The organism is Tenacibaculum ascidiaceicola (genome assembly GCF_047470925.1).
GTDB classification, from domain to species: domain Bacteria; phylum Bacteroidota; class Bacteroidia; order Flavobacteriales; family Flavobacteriaceae; genus Polaribacter; species Polaribacter discolor.
In genome coordinates, this window is sequence record NZ_JAZKJP010000005.1 from 18,506 (window position 1) to 38,667 (window position 20,162).

Sequence of the window (20,162 nt, forward strand, 5' to 3'; positions counted from 1 at the left end):
ATATAACCATCTTTATTCGCAATTATGACTCTATACAATTTCTAAAAAACTAATTGCAATACCAGCATAAACAATTTTCACAAAAGCATAACCTACACCAACATCAGCTTTTTAACAAGCTCCTCTCCTATTTCCTCATTAATCATGCGTATTATCTTATCCTTACCGTAACTCAATTCTTCTCGTAAAACTGAAGATGATAATCGAACAATCAATGTGCCGTTTTGTAGTTTTACTTCACTGGTATACGAAGCTACTCCTGCACCCATCAACTTTTCCCAAGCTTCGTCAATATGAATTTTTTGAAAACCTTTTTTTAGCTTATTGTTCTCTTGGATAAAACTTCCCATCAAGTCTTTTAATGAAAAACTATCATTTTCTCTTTTAGCCATTAGTTTTATTTTTTGTCTTACTTATATAGCAACATTATAATTTAAAAATCTGATATTCTTGATTACTCTTTTTTATCACCTCTTCTGTTCTATCAGCATGCGTATCAGTAATAAAAATTTGTCCAAATTCATCACTATTCACTAAATCAACAATTTGAGCAACCCTATTTTCATCTAACTTATCAAAAATATCATCCAATAACAAAATAGGAGTTACGTTAGATTGCTTTTTAATAAATTCAAACTGCGCTAATTTTAATGCTATTAAATACGATTTTTGTTGTCCTTGTGAACCAAATTTTTTGATTGGATGCTCTTCTATTTCAAAATTTAAATCATCCTTATGAATTCCAACAGATGTATACTGCAGCATCTTATCTTTCTCTAAATTTTGTTGCAACAAAACTTCTAAAGACACATCGTGTAATTGACTTTTATAACGCAAATTTACTTCTTCATTTGCTCCAGAAATAATTTTATGCTTATCATTAAAAATAGGCACAAACTCTTCTAAAAAAGTTTTTCTTTTGTTATAAATAACCGTTCCATACTCAATTAGTTGCTCATCGTATACTTTTAAATTTAACGCATCAAATGTTCTATTTGCAGCAAAATACTTCAACAATGCATTTCGCTGACTCACAGTTTTAGTATACGAAATTAAAGTTTGTAAGTATTTTTTGTCCTGTTGAGAAATTACTCCGTCAATAAATTTACGACGAGTTTCGCTTCCTTCAACAATTAAATCCCTATCCGCAGGAGAAATAATCACCAACGGCAACTGTCCTATATGTTCAGAAAACTTTTCATAGGCTTTCCCATTACGTTTCAATACTTTTTTTTGACCTCTTTTTAAGGAGCAAATAATTTTTTCTTGTCGATTATTTAACAAATAATCTCCTTCTACCATAAAAAAGTCTTGACCATGACGAATATTCTGTCCAGCTATCGAATTAAAGTAACTTTTAGCAAATGACAGATAATAAATTGCATCTAACACATTGGTTTTTCCAATACCATTATTTCCCACAAAGCAGTTAATTTTCTTTTGAAAATCAAAAGTTTGCGATTCAATATTCTTAAAATTAACCAAAGATAGTTTTTGCAAATACATGAATAAGCCTTGTTACTATAAAGAAAGCGCAAATTATCGAAAATTTACGAAAAAACGACTTTTAAAATCCAATTAAAAAAACTATTTTTGTCGCCACTAATTTTTTAAGCAACTATGGCTACATACAAGAAAAGAGGTTACAAACCTAAGAAAGAAAAGGTTACAAAAGAAGTAGAAGAAACATTTGATGAAACACAAAGTACTACAGCTGAAGTATTTAACACTTTAGATGATACTGCGAATAAATCAGAGGAATGGATTGAAAAAAATAGCAAGCCATTATTTTACGGATTAGTAGCTGTTGCAGCTTTAATTTTAGTGTACTTAGCTTACAATAAATTTATTGCTGAGCCAACACAACAAGAAGCTTCTAACGAACTAGCTTATCCTCGTACTTTCTTTGAAAAAGCAAGTACATCTGCAGGTGCTATTGCTGACTCATTGTACACATTAGGCTTAGAGGGCGGTGATGGTAAATATGGTTTTATTGATATTGCTGATCAATTTGGAGGAACAAAAGCAGGAAACTTAGCAAACTACTATGCAGGTATTTCTTACTTAAAAATGAAAAAATACGAAGAAGCTATCGAGTATTTAAGTGATTTTAGTTCTGACGATGAGTTATTAGGACCTACTGCTTTAGGAGCTATTGGTGATGCTTTTGCTGATATTAACCAGCCTGAAGATGCTTTAGATTACTATCAAAAAGCAGCGAACAAAAAAGACAATCAATTTACTACTCCTCTATTTTTATTCAAAGCAGCTCAAGTTGCAATGAACTTAAAAGAGTATGGTAAAGCTGAAAAATTTTATACAACCATTAAAGAAAAATACGCTGATTCTGATCAAGGAAGAGATATTGAAAAATATATCAACAGTGCAAAATACGCTCAATAATGGCAACAACAAATTTATCTTATTACGATAAAGCAACAATCCCAAATGCGAAACCTTTTCGATTTGGGATTGTTGTTTCAGAATGGAATCCTGAAATCACTAAAAACCTTCACAAAGGTGCTATTGAAACTTTACTAGATTGTGGAGCTACTGAAGAAAACATCGTCTCATGGGATGTTCCTGGTAGTTTCGAATTAGTATATGGATGCAAAAAAATGATCGAAACACAAAAACTTGACGCTATCATAGCCATTGGGAATGTGATTCAAGGTGAAACCAAACATTTCGATTTTGTCTGTGAAGGTGTAACGCAAGGAATTGTAGATTTAAACATTAAGTATGATGTTCCTGTGATCTTCTGTGTATTAACTGATAACACTAAGCAACAATCTATTGATCGTTCGGGCGGTAAACTAGGAAATAAAGGAATTGAATGTGCAGTAGCAGCTGTTAAAATGGCAGCAATTAAAAATCAAGAACGTCCATCAAGTTCATTAGGTTTTTAATTTATTCTCTTTTAGATAAACATTATTAAAAAGCGTCTAGGTTACACAATCTAGACGCTTTTTAACTTTAATTTATACACTTTTTTTGACCACCTCTCTATAATTCAGTAACTTTGGAACTCGTCTTATTTGGTGTGATTTTTGTTCCACTTAAGCTATTAAAGAAGCAACAATTTTATGGGATTTATCAAAAGAGAAAATAAAAAGTTCGATTACAAACCTCGTTATTATAAAGGGGACAGTAATCCTTATCAAGTAAAACATAAATTTGATGAGTATAGAACTACTGTTGGAAAAAGAAAAAGTTTAAAGGGAAAGTTTAATGCTGCTTTTGACGAGTTTAAAGATTCTGGTTATAAACTGAATAAAACTATAGTAGTTATAGCCTTGGTTTTAACACTAATATTTTTATTTATTATTGATTTTGACCTTTCAATCTTTTTCCCAAAAAAATAATTAAATGTCAGATATTATACAGTTACTACCTGATCATGTTGCTAATCAAATTGCTGCTGGAGAAGTCGTTCAACGCCCTGCTTCTGTAGTAAAAGAGTTGATTGAAAACTCTATTGATGCTGGTGCTACTTCTATTACCCTATTGTTAAAAGATGCTGGAAAAACTTTAATCCAAGTAATTGACGACGGTAAAGGAATGAGTGCTACCGATGCTCGTTTAAGTTTTGAACGTCACGCTACTTCAAAAATTAAAGATGCACAAGATTTATTCAACCTAAACACCAAAGGGTTTCGTGGTGAAGCTTTAGCTTCTATTGCTGCCATTGCACATGTTGAGCTAAAAACAAAGCAAGAAGATGATGAGTTAGGTACACAAATAAAAATTGAAGGTAGTGAAATAACTTCTCAAGAAGTAGTTACAACTGCTAAGGGTACCAGTATTGCTGTTAAAAACTTATTTTTTAACATTCCTGCTCGTCGTAACTTTTTAAAATCCGACACTGTTGAAACTCGCCATATTGTTGATGAATTTCAACGTGTAGCTCTAGCACACCCAAACATTTCTTTTTTATTACATCATAATAACAACGAAGTTTATCATTTAAAGAAAAGTAATTTACGTAAACGTATCGTAGCTATTTTTGGAACTAAAATGAATGAAAAACTTGTTCCTATTAATGAGCAAACCGATATTATTACTGTTAATGGGTTTGTGGCTAAACCAGAGTTTGCTAAGAAAAAACGTGGTGAACAATTCTTTTTTGTGAATGACCGTTTTATAAAAAGCTCGTACTTAAATCATGCTGTAGTAAATGCTTTTGAAGGTTTATTAGAAAGTGGTTCACATCCTTCATATTTTTTATATTTAGAAGTACCTGCTAACACGATTGACATTAACATTCATCCAACAAAAACAGAAATTAAGTTTGATAACGAAAAAGCGTTATATGCTATTTTACGTGCTACAGTTAAACATAGTTTAGGGCAATACAATGTAGCTCCTGTTTTGGATTTTGATAGAGACTCTACTTTAGATACTCCTTACGATTATAGTAAAAAAAGTAACTCTTCAGTTCCTCCAATAACTGTAGATCCTACATTTAACCCTTTTAAAACTGAAACTAGTTATAAAGAGCCTTCTAATACAAGTAGTTCACCAAAAAGTAGTACAACACACAGTTATCAATCCAACTTTAAAAAAGATACTGGAAGTTGGGAAGCTTTATATACAAATACTGAAACTATTGAGCCTGTTCAACAAGAACAACTCTTTGAACCTGAGCAAGAAACTGAGACTGGAAAAACCTTCCAGATTCAAAAAAAATACTTGTTGAGTTCTATAAAATCAGGAGTCGTATTAATTCACCAATCTTTAGCACATCAACGTGTATTGTATGAAGAATTTTTAGAAAACATTACTGTTAAAGAAGCAAGCAGTCAACAACTGCTGTTTCCTGTAAATATTTCTTTTTCTTCGTCTGATATAGAAATGATATATAGCATAAAGTCTGATTTAGAGAGTGCTGGCTTTATGTTTGATGAGTTCACCAAAGAAAGTGTAGTAATTGCAGGAATTCCAACCTCAATAAGTGAAAGTCAAATTACACTTATTTTAGAGCAGTTATTAGATGATATTAAACTTGAAGTACCTGACACTAGCTTTAGTCACTTTGACGTAATGGCTAAATCATTTGCTAAATCACTAGCTATAAAAACAGGAACTTCATTAAGCCCAAAAGAGCAAGAAAATTTAGTAAACAACTTGTTTTCTTGTAAAGAACCTAATATTTCACCATTTGGTAAGCCTACGTTTAAAACATTAGCTTTAAATGAAATAGATGCCATTTTTAATAAATAAAAAGTAATATGCCTAGATTAACGCAAGCCATAAAGCATTTAATAATCATTAACGTGATTCTATTTTTTGCTCCTCAGCTATTAAATTTAGATTCTACTGATATTTTAACCAATCTATTTGCTTTGCATTATCCTAAAAATGAACATTTTGGGGTTTGGCAATACATTACACACATGTTTATGCATGGTGGTCCTGCTCATTTACTTTTTAATATGTATGGTTTGTGGGCTTTCGGTACTCCGCTTGAGCAAATGTGGGGACGAAATAAATTTTTATTCTTTTATTTTTCTGCGGGGATTGGTGCGGGTTTAATTTACACTTTTGCAAATTATTATCAATTTAATGGAATTTATGAACAACTAGTTGGCATGGGAGTTTCTCCTGCTGAAATTCAAAATATTTTAAGTTCAGGACAGTATAACGATAGTTTAATTACTTTATCAAATAAAACTATGAGTGAATTTTATAGTTTATACCACACTCCTGCCGTTGGTGCCTCAGGTGCTATTTATGGAATTTTAGTTGCGTTTGGATTAACTTATCCTGATGCAAAATTAGCGTTGATTTTCTTCCCTGTTCCTATTGCTGCCAAATACTTTATTCCTTTGATTATTTTAAGTGATTTATTCTTTGGTATGACAAGCTATTCTATTGGTAACATTGCACATTTCGCTCATATTGGTGGTGCTATAATAGGTTTTATTATTGCATGGTATTGGAAAAAAAATCAATTTAAATTTCGTTAATTTAGTAACTTAACTTGTCTTTATTCAAGAAGTCATAAAACATGAATATACTCGATAACTTAAAATATAGATTTAAACATGCAGGAATTGTTGAGCAATTAATTTACGTAAACTTAGCTGTTTTCTTACTTGTTTTTGTTACCAATACTTTTGGATTTCTTTTTCAATCTAAAACTAACTTTTTAGTAGAATGGCTTGCGTTACCTGCCAACTTTGATGATTTTATTGTTAAACCATGGACTATTATTACCTATGGTTTTTTACACACTAGTTTTTTACACATTCTATTCAATCTGATTGCTTTATTTTATATTGGGCATTTATTTCAACAATATTTTACTCCTAAGCAGTTACTTAGTTTTTATTTATTAGGAACTCTCTTTGGAGGTATTATTTTCATAGCTAGCTATAATTTTTTCCCTGCCTTACAAGATGTAGCACATAATAGTGTTTTATTAGGTGCTTCGGCAGGTATCTCTGCCATCTTTATTGGTATTGCTACCTATATACCTAATTACGAATTAAAGTTTCCGCTAATAGGCTTTGTAAAACTGTGGGTATTGGCTTGTATTTGGATTGCTATTGATATTATTCAAATTCCTGCTGGTAATGCTGGCGGACATTTAGCACACCTTGGAGGTGCATTATTAGGTTTTTTCTACGTTCGTAGTGCTAGTAACAAGGAACTGGATATTTTTAAATCGATAAACAAACTTTTTTCTAAAAGAGAAAGAAAACTCAAAACAGTTTATAAATCTGGTAATAAAACACCTAAACCAAACGTTGATAAAACAAGAAACCAAGAAGAAGTAGATGCTATTTTAGATAAAATTAGTAAATCTGGGTACGACACGTTAAGTAAAAGTGAAAAAGAGTTTTTATTTAAACAAGGAAAAAATTAGATGAAAAAGTTTTCGATAGCTAATAAGTTTTTATTCTTTATCAATTCAGTTTTTGCAGCTGTTTTATTGCTATCATATGTACTTCCGTACGTATCTCCGCAAACAATTCCCTTTCTCTCTGTTTTTGGGTTGTTTGTTCCATTTTTAGTTATCGTTAACATTGGTTTCTTTGTGTATTGGCTTATTAAAATGCATAAAAATGCTTTTTTACCACTACTTGTTTTAGCTTTAGGATGGTTTATTTCTACTCCACTGGTTAAATTTTCTAACAAAGAAGTAATCTTAAATGATGATTTAAAAATAATGAGTTATAATGTTCATTTATTTAATCATTACAAGCATGAAGATGATGTAACTACCGAACAGAAAATTTACGAATTCATAAATAATGAGAATCCGGACGTTATTGCTGTACAGGAATTTTACAACTCTAAAATGTTAGATATTAAACTTCCGTACAAATACATAAAAACAAAGACGAAAACGAATAAATTCGGACTAGCTATTTACTCTAAACACCCAATTATAAATTCCGGTTCTCTTGATTTTAAACAAAGTGCTAACAACACTATTTTTGCTGATATTCTTGTTAAAAATGACACTATTCGTGTATACAATGTACATTTGGAATCGTTAAAACTGAACCCGAAAAAAGAAAATTTTGGAGAAAAAAGTTCAGAGCGTTTATTTAAACGTTTAGAAAATGGTTTTGTAAAACAAGTAAGTCAGGTTGAATTAATCCAACAACATGAGTATTCTTGGAAAGGCAAAAAAATTGTTTGTGGCGACTTTAATAACACAGCTTATTCTTGGGCGTATAAACAATTGGCTACTGATAAAAAAGATGCTTTTATTGAATGTGGAATTGGTTTAGGTAAATCTTTCCGATACATCTACCCTATGCGTATCGACTTTGTTTTAACGGATAAAGAAGCTACCATTAACCAATTTAAAACTTACGGAGACATAAAACTTTCAGACCACTACCCTGTTATGGCTCGCTTACATTGGTAATTTTATTTTTATTTCGGTATAAAAGTGTATTTTTAACCGATTTAAAAACTAACCTATGAAACAACATTACGATGTTGCTGTTATTGGCAGCGGACCATCAGGAGCTTCAACAGCCTTTTATTTAGCACAAAAAGGTATTTCAACTGTTATTATTGAAAAAGAAACTTTACCTCGCTATAAAACATGCGGAGGAGGTTTTGTTTTTAGAGGACGTAAAAATCTACCTTTTGATATTAAGGAGGTAGTTGAAAAAGAGTTCCATACTGTTGATATTTATCTTGGAGAAAAACTTCATTTTAAAACGCATAGAGAAAAACCAACTATTTCTATGATTATGCGTGATTCTTTTGACAATCTAATTACTCAAAAAGCAAAAGAATTTGGAGCTACGTTATTAGAAAATCATAAATTAAAAGGATTATCTTTTTCTGATGATATTATTACTCTAGAAACTTCTCAGGGGAATTTTACTGCTAATTTTGTTATTGCTGCAGACGGAGCTTTAAGTCCAACCGCAAAAATGGCTGGATGGAAAGAAGATACTCGTAAATTAATTCCTGCTTTAGAATATGAAGTAGAGGTTTCTGATGAAGACTTTGAACGTTTATCTAAAGAAGTTCGTTTTGATATTGATGCTATTCCTTATGGTTATGCTTGGAATTTTCCGAAGAAAAAACATTTGTCTATCGGAGTTGCTTCCGCTAGAAGAACTAAAATTAACTTAAAGGAACACTATCAACAATATTTAAAAACTTTAAATATTACAAATATTGTTAGCGAATCTCAGCATGGATTTCAAATTCCTGTTTCTCCTCGAACAGACGGATTTGTTAAAAACAATGTGTTTTTAATTGGTGATGCTGCTGGTTTTGCTGATCCTATTACTGCAGAAGGAATTTCTAATGCTATTTACAGTGGTAAATTGGCTGCTGAAGCTATAATTGAGAGTAAAAAAGAGCCTGAATTAGCTGCAAAATTATACCTAGAAAAAATATCTGAAAACCTACTTCCTGAAATAAAAACTGGCTTATGGCTTTCTAAGTGGTTTTACGAACAAAAAAGTATTCGAAATATTGTGTTAAAAAAATACGGTCAACAGTTTAGCGAAGCTATGGCTGATGTTTTTCACGGGGATAGAAGTTATCCTAAAGACATTAAAAAAACAATTACGAAACGAATTAAAGATTTAGTTTCTTAAAAATAGAGAGCAACCCTAAAAAGGTTGCTTTTTTTATTTTTAATATTCTTTCATTTATACTTAAAAAGTTAGCACTTATTCTCAAAAAATATTTTGTCTGCTTTTTTTACTTTAACTTGCTGTAAAACTATTACATCTCTAAATTTTACATTCTAGTGAAAGAAATTAAAACTACTACATCTTTAAAACTTCCTTTTCTGTTTGATGCAGATAAATTATTACATGATTATTCTTTAGTTGTAAATCAACATTGGATTCCTCATTTTAACAAATCTGGATATGAAGGTGAGTGGAAAGCAATTCCTTTATATACTAATAATGGTGACACTTCTAACATTTTTGCTTTTCAAAATGATAATGGTACTATCCAGGAAACTCCCATAATGAATAATTGTAATTATTTTAGAGAGGTCATTAACTCTTTTCAATGCCCTATTTTATCTGCTCGCTTGCTTCGTTTGAATGTTGGTGCAGAAATAAAACCTCATCGTGATTACAAACTTGGTTATGAAGATGGCAACTTTCGCTTACATATTCCGATTATTACAAATAACAAGGTTGAATTTATTTTAAATGATAAGCAACTGAATATGTTACCTGGAGAATGTTGGTATACGAATGTAAATTATGTGCATTCTGTTGCCAACAAAGGAAATAAAGATCGTGTACACTTAGTTATTGATGCAGAAAGGAACGAGTGGTCAGATTCTTTGTTCTTTTCACTTGCTCCAAAAGATAGCTTTCAACCTATACAAGAAGAAATTGACTCACCAGAAACAATACGTCTTATCTTAAACGAACTAAAGCGTAACAATGAGCCTGCTTCAGAAAAACTTATTATGGAAATGGAACAGAAGTTATTAAAACTTACATCAAAATAAACTACTCTTATAATAGCTTATGATAAATTTTAAAAAAGAGTTACTACATATTACCTCTCAATTCTTTGAAGAAACGTCTGATTATTCTTCTGCTTTAAAAGAGTATAAACAATTACTCTTTAGAATTTCAAATGAAGCTATAAATAATGTAGAACATCGAAATAATGTTCAACTTGAAAATGGTGTAGCGATAGGCACTTTATGGGCTGCAAATTGTCTTGATGATTTGGTAAGAACCTATAAGTTTATTAGAGGAATTGAGGTTGCTATTCAAGAGAAAATCTATCAAAAAGACTCACTACATATTCTTTATGCTGGTACTGGCCCTTTTGCTTCGCTTATACTTCCTTTTATATTGAAGTATGCTGATTGGAATATAACATACACACTTTTAGAGGTAAATCCTCTAAGTTTTGAAGTTTTGAAAAGTACAATTAAAAAGTTAGGTTTAGAAACCAATAATATCAACTTTATAAATCAAGACGCTACAAAATACCAATTCCCTAAAAACTTTTCTCCAGATATTATTGTGAGTGAAACTATGCAACGTGCATTGGATAGTGAGCAACAAGTTTCTGTTTTTTATAACTTAATGAGTCAGTCTAATTCAGATACTGTTTTTATTCCTGAGAAAATTACGTTAGCTATTGGTACAAGCTCTTCTGAAAATATTAAACCCGACATTCAACAAAAATATTATCGCGAACATGACAAGGTTTTTGAAGTTAGTAAAGAAGCCATGAACTCGAATGATTGGTTGTTTGAAAAAACTTCAAACAAATTAAGTTTTACTAAAAAGCATACGGTTTTAAAAGAGAAAGAACTTTCTACAGCTAGTGAAATTGTGGTGATGACAGAAATTACAATTTATAAAAATGAGGAACTTATTATAAATGAAAGTGGCTTAACTATTCCTAAGTATATTAAGGATGTTTCCAACAACAAAAAAGAATCCTTAACTATTAAATCTCAATATGTAATTGGTGTTAATCCTAAGCTTGATTTAAAAATTGTTTAAACAAACTTCAAGCTTACTCCTTTTTTCTCAGCATATTTCTTTGCTGCCTCGTCTAGTTCTAAGTTTTTTTCTTCAAACTCTTCTAGGCTCTTGGCTTTAAACTCTTTGATTAACTGGTTAATTTCTTGTTGAGATTTTCCCTCATCATACATATATGCTATTTCTGCATAGTCCTTTTTATAAAAGTCTATACAAAACTCAAATAATTCAATTGAAGCATTTATTAACTCTTTTGAATCTTCATTTACCTCTAAATTCTGAATATCTCTTAAACTTCTTTCAAGGTCTGGTATGGTGACTTTATGAAGATATTGAGAATATGTTGCTGCATATTCTTCTCCATCATTATCATAGTACTTTAGATATTCATTTTTTTGTAATTCTTTAAGTTGCTCAAAATACCCTATACCATAATTAGCCATCAATAGATTGGCTTTTAGTACTGTTTTTTCAACAACTTTTTGCGGAGTTTCTTTCTGACAACTTGCAAACATTATAAATACTACAATTACCCCTAAAATATTATTTACCCTTTTCATTTCAAATATCTTTTATCAGGTTATAAAATAAATTCTTGACGTTTATGTAAAAACATTGCAAACAAGGCTTTTTTGATTTTTTGATAGAAACCCCACACCCCTACCTTATTTAAGCCTTAGTTTACAATGTTATATTTTTTCTCTTTCTTTATTTTAGTTAGCTTATATAAAGATGAATGAAGCAACAATCATCCACACTCCTACAGCTATTCCTAATAACCCTAACTTTCCTTGTTTCGGTGCAATCTTCCCTCTCAATATTTCTGCTTTTTCTCTAGCTTCAGGATTTTTTGATAATAATAATTTGTTTATCATTCCGTATCCTAACATAAAACCTAACCCTGCCTCAACAATACTACCTGCTAAGAAAGTTCCCCACCATATTGGTGCCGTAGTTAACCAACCTATGTTTAAAATAGCTGAAATAATTCCCCAAATTCCCCAAATACAGAAGATAAGACCAATCCATCCTTGGTAAGGCTCTATTTTTTCTAATAATTCTTTAGCATTTGGTTTTTTTGATAAGATTAAAGATGGCACTGCCACAATACTTAAAAATACTAATGAGATTCCGTAAATCATGTTTAATTAAAATTTAAATGGTTTATATTGATTTTATTATTTATGAATTAAAAGTGCTGAAGAAAACATAAACAGCATTAAAAAAGTTGCGATGATAAGCCCTGAAAACATCCACCAAGGAGTTTTACTGGTTTGCTTATATTCTTTTGCTTTTCGCTGTAAATCTGGTGGCATTTGACTTTTGCTCATTTCTAATTTACAATGTCCGCAAATACTGTATGTTTTTTTGAATAATGGAAAAACAGGAATCCAAAATATATGTGCATACAGTCTGTTTACTTGTATAAACAATCGTTCTGGTGTATTACAATAATTGCAACTATGATTGTTTACTGGTTGTATGTTTATTTTGGCTTCTCGCCATCCAAAAATGACCATAACTTTATTACTTATTAATTACGGTACAAAGATGAGGGAGTATCTATTATTTAAATAGACTGAAACTAGTGAAAGTTATTACCCTGTTTTCAGGGGGTATGCTAAATTATTACTCTACAAGCCCTAGTTTTATTGCGTATTTTGTTAATCCTGCTAGGTTTTTTACGTTGAGTTTTGATATTAAATTCTTCCTGTAACTTTCAATAGTATGCTTACTTAAAAAGAGTTTATCTGCTATTTCTTGTGTAGTATATTCTTCAGCAATTAATTTAAGTACGTCTTTTTCTCTTGCCGTTAACATTACAGACGTTTCTTTTCTTTTATTAAAAACATTTTCCATGTAAGCTTCTCGTACAGATTGTGAGAAGTACTTTTCACCATTAAGAATAGTTTGTACTGCTTGTAGCAATTCAGATTGTGTTGCATTTTTAGACAGGTATCCGTCAACATTATTCTTTATTAATGCATCTATCATCCCTGTATCTGTATGCATACTAACAATTAATGTTTTGATATCTGAACGTTCTTTTTTTATATAATCGTTCAATGTAATACCATCTATATCTGGCATAGAAATATCACTAATAACAATATCTATATGTTGATCTGGATTTGTTTTTATGTACTTTATTACATTTTCACCACTGTTTGCCGTTAATAAGATATTGTAAACATCTTCATTATTAAAAATGTTCAACAATCCGTCTAAAAACATTTTATGGTCATCAACTAAAATAATATTATAAGTCATCATATATTAATTTAAAGGTACATCAATATCTATCACTGTTCCTCTAGTTGGAAAAGAGTTAATTAAAATATTTCCCTTAATTGTTTTTAATCTATCTTTTAAATTTTGAAACCCAAGTCCGTACCTTACTTTTTCTTGATCAAACCCAACACCATCATCTTCAAAAAGTAATTGTATTATATTATTAAATACGGAAAGTTGAATATCTATTTGTGTTGCCTTGGCATGCTTTAATGCATTAGTCAATAATTCTTGAATTATTTTATAAAGTTCTACTTTCAAGTTCTCATCTATTTGATCCACCTCATCTGCCGGATGAATTTGTAGCGTTATTCGTTCTTTAGATAGCTCTTTAACATTGTTTATATACTCTGTTATAATTGTTGTAAAAGCGGAATCTTTAAACTTTTTAGGCATTAAATTATGAGACAATTCTCTTACCTGATTATACGTTTCATCTACTTGTTTAATAAGACTTTCTTGTTCTAATTTACTCTTATTAGATAGTTGCAATTTTATGGTTGCTAAGTTCCCTCCAATACTGTCATGTAACTCTCTAGCAATACGCTTTCTTTCATTATTCTGCCCTTCCAGTGAAGCTTTTACCAACTTTAACTCTTGATCTTTAAGTAACGTAGTTATTTTTTGTTGGTTTACTTCTTCTAAAGTCTTATTAAGTTTACTTTGTGTTTGAAGCTTTTGATAGTAAACATATAATAGAGCAAGTACAGGTATTAATACAATAAGAAAGACTATTAAAATATACGCTTTCATTGTTTTTTGTCGCTCTATTTCTTGTTTTTGCTCTAGTGTTTTATACTGTACTTCCAGCTCATTGACTTGCTGTTTATTTTGGCTTACTAAAATTTCATTGTTTACACGGTTTAATTGTGTCATTAAAGCATGTGCGTTTTTATAATCTCCTGTTTCAGCATAAGCATTTTGAAGACCTAAAATAGCTCTTCTTTCTATTTCTAAATTTCTCCACTGAATAGAGTTTATATATACTGTAGATAATATAGTTTTGGCATTTTCATAGTCTTTCTCTTTTAAATAAAAATTACCTACTACATTCCCTGCTTTAGCATATAAGGTATAGAAGCCTCTGGATAACGATTTGTTAAAAACATTATAACAAAGATCTAATGCCTCATCTATTTTACCTTCCTTTTGTAATATTCTACCAAGCCATAAGTCAGTTTTCAATGCTTCTTTTACAAAGCCTTCTGCTACATAAAATAATCTTGCTCTCTCATAGTTTTCCTTTGCTTTTTCAAACTCTTTTCTTGTGTAATAAATAAAACCTAGCTCAAAAATAGCATCGTGCTTTAGCTTTTCGTTTGGAGCATTTTCAATACATTCTTCTAAGATTGCTTTTCCTTCCTCTTCTTTTCCTCTAACATATTTTACTATTCCTAGTCCTATTCTATTTTTGATAAACAACTCATCATTCAACTCACTATTTGAATGTTCTATTCCTTTAAAAAACCACTTCAAAGCCTCGTCAAAAAGTCCTTTTTCTAACTTTCCTTCAGCAACTATACTTGAAACCTTTGATAAATGATTTTCTTTGTCTATTAATTTATTCTTAGTTGTTTCTGTATACAGTTTATTCCCATAGTATATTATAGAATCTAAGTTTCCTTTTTCTCTATGAAATTCTATAAGATCAAATGTGGCGTCATATTTAGCTTTAAAATTTTCTGCAGTATTAATTTTAAAAAAAAGAGAATCGTTAGGTATTGTAGGGTTTACTCCAAAAGCTTTAAACCCTTGCACACCTTCCGACTGTGACATTGCTTTAAAAGTAAAAAACAAAAGGACTGTGATTATAACTTGTTTTACAAATAACAACCTTGTTCCTTTTTTTAAGTAACCTATTCTCATCTCAATTATTAAATCTTTTCTCTAAACAATTAGAACCGCTAAAATTACATAACATTTTTATTTCTTAATTAACTATTAGCGATTTTATTCTTTACCATACAACCTTATAAAAGAAACAAAACTCTTTTGTTAGTACTTCATTTTAAAATTTATTCTTGATAATTTTTATTAGTTAGGAAACCTAACTATATTTGCAATGAAATTTAAAATCTATATAATTATGAGTAAATCTATTTTTTATCACGCAGGTTGCCCTGTTTGTGTTAGTGCAGAACAAGACATTATAAATCTAATTGGTTTAGACAATGTTGAAGTAGTTCACTTCGGTGAAGACAAAAATCGAATTTTAGAAGCAGAAAATGCTGGTGTAAAATCTGTCCCTGCTTTGGTAACTCCTACTGGCAATGTACTTCATATTAATTTTGGAGCTTCAATGGAAGAAGTGAAAGGGTAATTTTTTTGCTCTATAAAGTTAGGAATCCTAATTTTGTAGAGCTTTTAATATTTTAAATTATATAAAAATGGAAGTAGCTGTTTGGGATACTTATGTAACTAAGAAAGATGGTAAAATAATGCATTTTGATATTATTGCACCTTCTAACAATAAAGACACTACCATAATTTTTAATTATGGTAAAGAATATTTAAGAACTAAAGGTCTAGAAAACCTGGAAATATCTTCAAAAGAATGTGTATTTTGCCATATTGAAATACTCAAACCCGAATGGGAAGACTCTATACATAAAAAAGGGTATTTTATATACGAAATGGAAAACTGTAATTAATGAAATCTCCTTTTGACTTAAATCAGCAAAACACAAAAATTGAAAGTAAAATAGTTGTGGCTTTAGAGCGAATTTCTGAAGCTTTCAGAGTACTTCTTTGGAGCGAAAGTAAGGAGAACTCTTTAAGCCCTATCCAAATTCAAATTCTAATTTTTTTACTGTTTCATTCAGAAGAAAAATGCAAAGTGAGTTATTTAGCTGAAGAGTTCAATATGACTAAAGCTACCATTAGTGATAGTATTAGAGTTTTATTAAAAAAAGAATTAGTTCAAAAGTTTCATAACCCTAGCGATACTAGAAGTTATATTATTGGTTTAACCAATCAAGGAAAACAAATAGCAGAGAAATCAGCTAATTTTACACTTAATATAGAGCAACCTTTAAGTTCATTACCTGAAGACCAGAAGAAAGATATACTAGCAGGGCTTTTAAAAGTAATATACCAACTAAATAAAGCAGGAGTTATAACTATTCAAAGGATGTGCTTTACTTGCTCTTATTACCAAAATGAAAACAACGAACATTTTTGTAAACTTTTACAATCTAAATTAGCTTCTAAAGAGTTGAGAATTGATTGTCCTGAACATGAATTTAAGAGTTAATATTTTAAAACATCAACCCTACTTCTTAACTGTATGTTAAAAGGTTTACTTTATTACCTATAACCTTTTATTTTTGACAAAAAATTATAAAATGGCTATACATAACTTGATTCTTCAAACGAAAGAAACAACTATAGAACTAGATGAAGTTCATCTTAGTAATGAAAACAAAAATACGCTACAGCAACTACTAAAAGAATTTAAACACGTAGCTGTTTTGAATCAATACAAACTCCCCGTTGATAATAAAATCTTATTATTCGGACATACTGGTTGTGGTAAAACTACCACCGCTAGAGCTATTGCCAAAAAGCTTGATAAAAAAATTATCATACTTAATTTGGGTAGCATTGTTTCTTCAAAACTAGGAGAAACCGCTAAAAATATTTCCGAAGTTTTTAAAAAAGCTACAAGAGAAAGTGCTGTGTTATTTTTAGATGAATTTGATTACATCGGTAAAGCTCGTGATTATGACAGCAAAGACTCTAGCGAGATGAAACGATTAGTTAATACTGTAATTCAATTAATAGATCAATTACCTAACGATGTTTTATTAATTGCTGCTACCAATCACTCTAGTGTTATTGATACCGCACTTTTAAGACGTTTTCAGTTAAAACTTAAATTCGAAGCACCTAGTGAATCAGACTTAGACAGCTATTACGAAACGTTACTGCAACAATTCCCAGAAGAGTTTAGAAAAGTAAATCGTGTGTACGATATATCATATGCAGAAGCAAAAGACATTACTTTTAGAGCTGTAAAAAATAAAATTATTGAAAAAGAAGAACTGAACAATCAATTCATAAATGGATAATATTCAAAACAACCTTAGCATTATTCATCAAAGAATACAATTTGCTTGTAAGAAAGCTAACAGAAACCCAAAAGATGTTCGATTGTTACTAGCTACAAAAACAGTAAATACTGATAAAATAAATTTTGCTTTAGAACAAGGTGAAACTCTTGTGGGTGAAAATAAAGTACAAGAATTAAAGCAAAAATGTAATGCAATAAAGCACTTACAACCTGAAGTACATTTTATAGGTCATTTACAAAGTAACAAGATTAAAGAAGTTATAAAATGGGCTAGTTGTATTGAATCTATCGATCGTTTATCAGTTGCTGAAAAATTACATCAACGGTTGATTTTTGAAGAAAAAGAAATTGATGTATACATACAAGTAAACACCTCTTTTGAAGAAAGTAAATTCGGAGCCAATCCAGAGGAAACGATTGAGCTTGTAAAAGAAATATCTAAGTTTAAAAACATTCATATAAAGGGATTAATGACCATTGGTTTACTAAGCTCAGAATCCGATGAAGTTCGAAAATGTTTTCGCCTTTTAAAACAGCTTCAAGAAGAAATAAAAGCACTACAAATTCCTAATGTAGCTATGAAAGAACTCTCCATGGGAATGAGTGGTGATTTAGAAATCGCTATTGAAGAAGGTGCTACTATTGTACGAGTTGGAACAGCTATTTTTGGAGAACGTATCTACCCTGATAGCTACTACTGGAATGAAGCAAAAAGTAGCTCTTAATTTTTCTGTACTCTTTTTAAATTCAATAAATCAATAGGGTTAATTCCTAAACCTGTAACATTCTTTTGTGTAAAGCGGATTACCTCATCATAATATAATGGTACAATTGGAGCCTCAGCAATAATAATACTATCCATTTTTTGGTATAGGGTATAACGCTTTTTTACATTTACTTCTTTAATGGATTGTTCATACAACCTATCAAAAAAATCATTTTTAAAGTGTGTATAATTAGGGCCGTTTGGTGTAAAATTTTTGCTATAAAAAAGCGATAAATAATTTTCAGCATCAGGATAATCTGCAATCCAACTTGCTCTAAAAATAGGTAACTTACCATTTGCTTTTCCTTGGCGTAACGTTGAAGGTGGAATTACATCTACTTTAGTTACTATTCCTATTTTTTGTAATTCACGTTGAATAAACTCACACAAATCTAAATAGTTGCTGTTCGTTGTAATTGCTATTTGCGGATTCTCATCTCCTGTCTCTTCTTTGTATTCTGCTACCAACTTCTTTGCTTCTTCAGGATTGTATGAATATCCTTGTTGATTATTGAATGAAGGCAATCCTTTCGGGATAAATCCACTTGTAGCAGGACTCCCGATTCCGTTTCTCAAAAACTTAATCATCTTCTCCCTATCAAAACCAAAATTTATAGCTTGTCGTATCAATTTCGATTTTGTTGGGTGCTCATCTTCTCCATCTAAATAAATCCCTAAATATTCTGTGTTTAAATACGCCCCTGTTTTCATATTGATTTTAGAAACATACTTCTCTTTTAAGGTTCCATCAGTATTTAGAATGTCATCTTTATACGAAGCATCTAAACTTTTCATAAAATCGATATTTCCTTGAATAAACTGTAAAAACTCACTTTGTTTATCTGGTAAAAAAGTTACAGCTACTGCTTCTAAATACGGAAGTTGATTTCCATTCTCGTCCTTTTCAAAAAATAGTGGATTTTTTCTCAATACCAACTTGGTATTTTCTACCCAAAGTTTAAAATGAAAAGGACCAGTTCCTATCGGGTTTGCTCTAAACTCATTTCCAAAATAATCAACTGCTTCTTTTGGAACTACAGAACAATACTTCATGGCTAACAATCCTAAAAAAGGTGGAAAAGGTTGCTTTAAATTGATTGTAAAAACAGAATCACTCTCTGCTTTGAAATTAGCAACATTTTGTAATACCCAGCCTCCTGGAGACGCCACATTCTTATCGAGCAATCTATTAAAAGAATATTCAAAATCTTTGGCTATTACATTTCTTGTAGAGTCTTTTCCAAACAGTTCGTGTTTGTGAAATAATACATCATTCCTTAAATGAAACTGATAGGTTTTTCCATCTTCAGAAATTGTCCAATTCTTAGCTATTGAAGGTTGTACTTGTAAACTATCATCCAACTCTACCAATCCATTATACAATTGATTTACAGCCCAAATATTTCGTTGGTCTTTTGCAAAAGCAGGATCTAATGAAGTAATATTTGAATGCTCGTTATAGCGAAAAACTTGTTTATCAGTAAAATTACTTTTTTCTTTTTTACAAGAAGTTATAACTAATAAAACTATAAGAACTAATAAAAAATTATTTATTCTTTCGTCTATTTTTATAGTACGTTTTATCTGCAATGTATATGGTTTTATCAATTTTTGTAAAAACAGTAGATTTATCTTTACTTACTATTTCTAGCTCTTTAATTAAATCTATTTTTTTCTCTACTTCTATTCTCTTCTTTATTTCTTCAATTTCATCAGTAGAAAAAATAAAATCTATAAAGCCATCTTCATAAACAGGTTTTATAAACTTAATAGATGAACTTTTATCCCAAACAACATAATCATTTCCTAAAATATTAATTAATTGAATCATATAAATTGGATCTGTTGCCGAAAATAAACTTCCACCAAATATAGATCCTACATAGTTCTTGTTTTTATAACTAACAGGAATTTTCACTTTCACATTCAATAAGTCATCAGATACATATATTATTTTTCCTGTAGACCTTTTGTACATTGGAGATAAGTTAAACCCATACTTAAATATGGTACTTTTCTTAAAAAACTTACTTAAAAACTTATTTAGTGCTGCGTACATAAATTTACTACC

The 20,162-nt window shown here is 30.3% G+C and carries 24 protein-coding genes; 15 read left to right on the top strand and 9 right to left on the bottom strand.

Features of this window, described 5'->3' with window-relative positions:
• Window positions 1–92: 92 nt before the first annotated feature.
• Window positions 93–392 carry a DciA family protein gene (locus VBY68_RS04495; RefSeq protein WP_099215390.1) on the bottom strand — a complete coding sequence of 100 codons (300 nt, stop codon included), beginning with the start codon at window positions 390–392 and terminating at the stop codon, window positions 93–95.
• A 34-nt stretch (window positions 393–426) separates the two neighbouring features.
• The gene (gene recF / locus VBY68_RS04500) at window positions 427–1,506 is read right to left on the bottom strand and encodes a DNA replication/repair protein RecF (RefSeq protein ID WP_121145711.1); all 1,080 of its coding nucleotides are present in this window, start codon (window positions 1,504–1,506) and stop codon (window positions 427–429) included.
• Window positions 1,507–1,620: 114 nt separating this feature from the next.
• On the opposite strand from recF, the gene VBY68_RS04505 reads away from it, so the two are divergent.
• The 10 genes from VBY68_RS04505 to VBY68_RS04550 all read left to right on the top strand — a co-directional run bounded on the left by VBY68_RS04505 (window position 1,621) and on the right by VBY68_RS04550 (window position 10,982).
• The gene (locus tag VBY68_RS04505; RefSeq protein WP_124591222.1) at window positions 1,621–2,403 is read left to right on the top strand and encodes a tetratricopeptide repeat protein; all 783 of its coding nucleotides are present in this window, start codon (window positions 1,621–1,623) and stop codon (window positions 2,401–2,403) included.
• Window positions 2,403–2,909 (top strand): 6,7-dimethyl-8-ribityllumazine synthase, encoded by a 507-nt coding sequence (gene ribH, locus VBY68_RS04510; RefSeq protein WP_121145715.1) that lies wholly within the window; start codon window positions 2,403–2,405, stop codon window positions 2,907–2,909. The genes VBY68_RS04505 and ribH overlap by 1 nt, the downstream gene beginning before the upstream one ends.
• Before the next feature lie 177 nt (window positions 2,910–3,086).
• On the top strand, window positions 3,087–3,365 hold the full coding sequence (locus tag VBY68_RS04515) for a riboflavin synthase subunit beta (protein ID WP_121145717.1): 279 nt from the start codon (window positions 3,087–3,089) through the stop codon (window positions 3,363–3,365).
• Between the two features lie 4 nt (window positions 3,366–3,369).
• Window positions 3,370–5,223 carry a DNA mismatch repair endonuclease MutL gene (mutL, locus tag VBY68_RS04520; RefSeq protein ID WP_099215385.1) on the top strand — a complete coding sequence of 618 codons (1,854 nt, stop codon included), beginning with the start codon at window positions 3,370–3,372 and terminating at the stop codon, window positions 5,221–5,223.
• Between the two features lie 8 nt (window positions 5,224–5,231).
• Window positions 5,232–5,969 carry a rhomboid family intramembrane serine protease gene (locus VBY68_RS04525; protein WP_099215384.1) on the top strand — a complete coding sequence of 246 codons (738 nt, stop codon included), beginning with the start codon at window positions 5,232–5,234 and terminating at the stop codon, window positions 5,967–5,969.
• Between the two features lie 41 nt (window positions 5,970–6,010).
• Complete coding sequence (locus tag VBY68_RS04530; RefSeq protein WP_099215383.1) at window positions 6,011–6,871, top strand: rhomboid family intramembrane serine protease; 861 nt, start codon at window positions 6,011–6,013, stop codon at window positions 6,869–6,871.
• Entirely contained in the window at window positions 6,872–7,885 is a 1,014-nt protein-coding gene (locus tag VBY68_RS04535) for an endonuclease/exonuclease/phosphatase family protein (protein WP_415269027.1), read from the top strand.
• Window positions 7,886–7,940: 55 nt separating this feature from the next.
• The gene (locus tag VBY68_RS04540; RefSeq protein WP_415269028.1) at window positions 7,941–9,083 is read left to right on the top strand and encodes a geranylgeranyl reductase family protein; all 1,143 of its coding nucleotides are present in this window, start codon (window positions 7,941–7,943) and stop codon (window positions 9,081–9,083) included.
• A 155-nt stretch (window positions 9,084–9,238) separates the two neighbouring features.
• Entirely contained in the window at window positions 9,239–9,964 is a 726-nt protein-coding gene (locus VBY68_RS04545) for an aspartyl/asparaginyl beta-hydroxylase domain-containing protein (RefSeq protein WP_099215380.1), read from the top strand.
• A gap of 19 nt (window positions 9,965–9,983) precedes the next feature.
• Window positions 9,984–10,982, top strand: coding sequence for an SAM-dependent methyltransferase (locus tag VBY68_RS04550; RefSeq protein ID WP_415269029.1), 999 nt, complete (start codon window positions 9,984–9,986; stop codon window positions 10,980–10,982).
• Here the strand turns inward: VBY68_RS04550 and VBY68_RS04555 are convergent.
• The 5 genes from VBY68_RS04555 to VBY68_RS04575 all read right to left on the bottom strand — a co-directional run bounded on the left by VBY68_RS04555 (window position 10,979) and on the right by VBY68_RS04575 (window position 15,029).
• The gene (locus tag VBY68_RS04555; protein ID WP_099215378.1) at window positions 10,979–11,521 is read right to left on the bottom strand and encodes a hypothetical protein; all 543 of its coding nucleotides are present in this window, start codon (window positions 11,519–11,521) and stop codon (window positions 10,979–10,981) included. The genes VBY68_RS04550 and VBY68_RS04555 overlap by 4 nt on opposite strands.
• A gap of 162 nt (window positions 11,522–11,683) precedes the next feature.
• The gene (locus VBY68_RS04560) at window positions 11,684–12,103 is read right to left on the bottom strand and encodes a hypothetical protein (RefSeq protein ID WP_124591213.1); all 420 of its coding nucleotides are present in this window, start codon (window positions 12,101–12,103) and stop codon (window positions 11,684–11,686) included.
• A 36-nt stretch (window positions 12,104–12,139) separates the two neighbouring features.
• Window positions 12,140–12,481, bottom strand: a complete 342-nt coding sequence (locus VBY68_RS04565) for a zinc ribbon domain-containing protein (protein WP_099215376.1) — start codon at window positions 12,479–12,481, stop codon at window positions 12,140–12,142.
• Window positions 12,482–12,590: 109 nt separating this feature from the next.
• Complete coding sequence (locus VBY68_RS04570) at window positions 12,591–13,235, bottom strand: response regulator (protein ID WP_274641361.1); 645 nt, start codon at window positions 13,233–13,235, stop codon at window positions 12,591–12,593.
• Between the two features lie 3 nt (window positions 13,236–13,238).
• A complete protein-coding gene (locus tag VBY68_RS04575) occupies window positions 13,239–15,029 on the bottom strand; it encodes an ATP-binding protein (protein WP_415269030.1) in 1,791 nt (596 codons plus the stop codon).
• A 310-nt stretch (window positions 15,030–15,339) separates the two neighbouring features.
• Between VBY68_RS04575 and VBY68_RS04580 the strand changes: the two genes are divergently transcribed.
• The 5 genes from VBY68_RS04580 to VBY68_RS04600 all read left to right on the top strand — a co-directional run bounded on the left by VBY68_RS04580 (window position 15,340) and on the right by VBY68_RS04600 (window position 18,050).
• A complete protein-coding gene (locus VBY68_RS04580) occupies window positions 15,340–15,573 on the top strand; it encodes a thioredoxin domain-containing protein (protein WP_099215373.1) in 234 nt (77 codons plus the stop codon).
• A gap of 67 nt (window positions 15,574–15,640) precedes the next feature.
• Window positions 15,641–15,904: a DUF2024 family protein gene (locus VBY68_RS04585; protein ID WP_121145731.1), complete on the top strand. Its 264-nt coding sequence runs from the start codon at window positions 15,641–15,643 to the stop codon at window positions 15,902–15,904.
• Entirely contained in the window at window positions 15,904–16,506 is a 603-nt protein-coding gene (locus tag VBY68_RS04590; RefSeq protein WP_415269031.1) for a MarR family winged helix-turn-helix transcriptional regulator, read from the top strand. The genes VBY68_RS04585 and VBY68_RS04590 overlap by 1 nt, the downstream gene beginning before the upstream one ends.
• Before the next feature lie 91 nt (window positions 16,507–16,597).
• Window positions 16,598–17,323 carry an AAA family ATPase gene (locus VBY68_RS04595; protein ID WP_273694555.1) on the top strand — a complete coding sequence of 242 codons (726 nt, stop codon included), beginning with the start codon at window positions 16,598–16,600 and terminating at the stop codon, window positions 17,321–17,323.
• Window positions 17,316–18,050 (top strand): YggS family pyridoxal phosphate-dependent enzyme, encoded by a 735-nt coding sequence (locus tag VBY68_RS04600; RefSeq protein WP_415269032.1) that lies wholly within the window; start codon window positions 17,316–17,318, stop codon window positions 18,048–18,050. Before VBY68_RS04595 ends, VBY68_RS04600 begins: the two co-directional genes overlap by 8 nt.
• Here VBY68_RS04600 and VBY68_RS04605 read toward each other — a convergent pair.
• Both VBY68_RS04605 and VBY68_RS04610 read right to left on the bottom strand, forming a co-directional pair.
• The gene (locus VBY68_RS04605; RefSeq protein ID WP_415269033.1) at window positions 18,047–19,681 is read right to left on the bottom strand and encodes an ABC transporter substrate-binding protein; all 1,635 of its coding nucleotides are present in this window, start codon (window positions 19,679–19,681) and stop codon (window positions 18,047–18,049) included. The genes VBY68_RS04600 and VBY68_RS04605 overlap by 4 nt on opposite strands.
• Window positions 19,638–20,150, bottom strand: coding sequence for a DUF4442 domain-containing protein (locus VBY68_RS04610; protein WP_028892963.1), 513 nt, complete (start codon window positions 20,148–20,150; stop codon window positions 19,638–19,640). The genes VBY68_RS04605 and VBY68_RS04610 overlap by 44 nt, the downstream gene beginning before the upstream one ends.
• Window positions 20,151–20,162: the final 12 nt, after the last annotated feature.

What these genes read in the sequence shown, in the direction of transcription:
- VBY68_RS04495 (WP_099215390.1), bottom strand. Translation starts at nt 392, where the DNA reads ATGGCTAAAAGAGAAAATGATAGTTTTTCATTAAAAGACTTGATGGGA.
- recF (WP_121145711.1), bottom strand. Translation starts at nt 1,506, where the DNA reads ATGTATTTGCAAAAACTATCTTTGGTTAATTTTAAGAATATTGAATCG.
- VBY68_RS04505 (WP_124591222.1), top strand. Translation starts at nt 1,621, where the DNA reads ATGGCTACATACAAGAAAAGAGGTTACAAACCTAAGAAAGAAAAGGTT.
- ribH (WP_121145715.1), top strand. Translation starts at nt 2,403, where the DNA reads ATGGCAACAACAAATTTATCTTATTACGATAAAGCAACAATCCCAAAT.
- VBY68_RS04515 (WP_121145717.1), top strand. Translation starts at nt 3,087, where the DNA reads ATGGGATTTATCAAAAGAGAAAATAAAAAGTTCGATTACAAACCTCGT.
- mutL (WP_099215385.1), top strand. Translation starts at nt 3,370, where the DNA reads ATGTCAGATATTATACAGTTACTACCTGATCATGTTGCTAATCAAATT.
- VBY68_RS04525 (WP_099215384.1), top strand. Translation starts at nt 5,232, where the DNA reads ATGCCTAGATTAACGCAAGCCATAAAGCATTTAATAATCATTAACGTG.
- VBY68_RS04530 (WP_099215383.1), top strand. Translation starts at nt 6,011, where the DNA reads ATGAATATACTCGATAACTTAAAATATAGATTTAAACATGCAGGAATT.
- VBY68_RS04535 (WP_415269027.1), top strand. Translation starts at nt 6,872, where the DNA reads ATGAAAAAGTTTTCGATAGCTAATAAGTTTTTATTCTTTATCAATTCA.
- VBY68_RS04540 (WP_415269028.1), top strand. Translation starts at nt 7,941, where the DNA reads ATGAAACAACATTACGATGTTGCTGTTATTGGCAGCGGACCATCAGGA.
- VBY68_RS04550 (WP_415269029.1), top strand. Translation starts at nt 9,984, where the DNA reads ATGATAAATTTTAAAAAAGAGTTACTACATATTACCTCTCAATTCTTT.
- VBY68_RS04555 (WP_099215378.1), bottom strand. Translation starts at nt 11,521, where the DNA reads ATGAAAAGGGTAAATAATATTTTAGGGGTAATTGTAGTATTTATAATG.
- VBY68_RS04560 (WP_124591213.1), bottom strand. Translation starts at nt 12,103, where the DNA reads ATGATTTACGGAATCTCATTAGTATTTTTAAGTATTGTGGCAGTGCCA.
- VBY68_RS04565 (WP_099215376.1), bottom strand. Translation starts at nt 12,481, where the DNA reads ATGGTCATTTTTGGATGGCGAGAAGCCAAAATAAACATACAACCAGTA.
- VBY68_RS04570 (WP_274641361.1), bottom strand. Translation starts at nt 13,235, where the DNA reads ATGATGACTTATAATATTATTTTAGTTGATGACCATAAAATGTTTTTA.
- VBY68_RS04575 (WP_415269030.1), bottom strand. Translation starts at nt 15,029, where the DNA reads ATGTCACAGTCGGAAGGTGTGCAAGGGTTTAAAGCTTTTGGAGTAAAC.
- VBY68_RS04580 (WP_099215373.1), top strand. Translation starts at nt 15,340, where the DNA reads ATGAGTAAATCTATTTTTTATCACGCAGGTTGCCCTGTTTGTGTTAGT.
- VBY68_RS04585 (WP_121145731.1), top strand. Translation starts at nt 15,641, where the DNA reads ATGGAAGTAGCTGTTTGGGATACTTATGTAACTAAGAAAGATGGTAAA.
- VBY68_RS04590 (WP_415269031.1), top strand. Translation starts at nt 15,904, where the DNA reads ATGAAATCTCCTTTTGACTTAAATCAGCAAAACACAAAAATTGAAAGT.
- VBY68_RS04595 (WP_273694555.1), top strand. Translation starts at nt 16,598, where the DNA reads ATGGCTATACATAACTTGATTCTTCAAACGAAAGAAACAACTATAGAA.
- VBY68_RS04600 (WP_415269032.1), top strand. Translation starts at nt 17,316, where the DNA reads ATGGATAATATTCAAAACAACCTTAGCATTATTCATCAAAGAATACAA.
- VBY68_RS04610 (WP_028892963.1), bottom strand. Translation starts at nt 20,150, where the DNA reads ATGTACGCAGCACTAAATAAGTTTTTAAGTAAGTTTTTTAAGAAAAGT.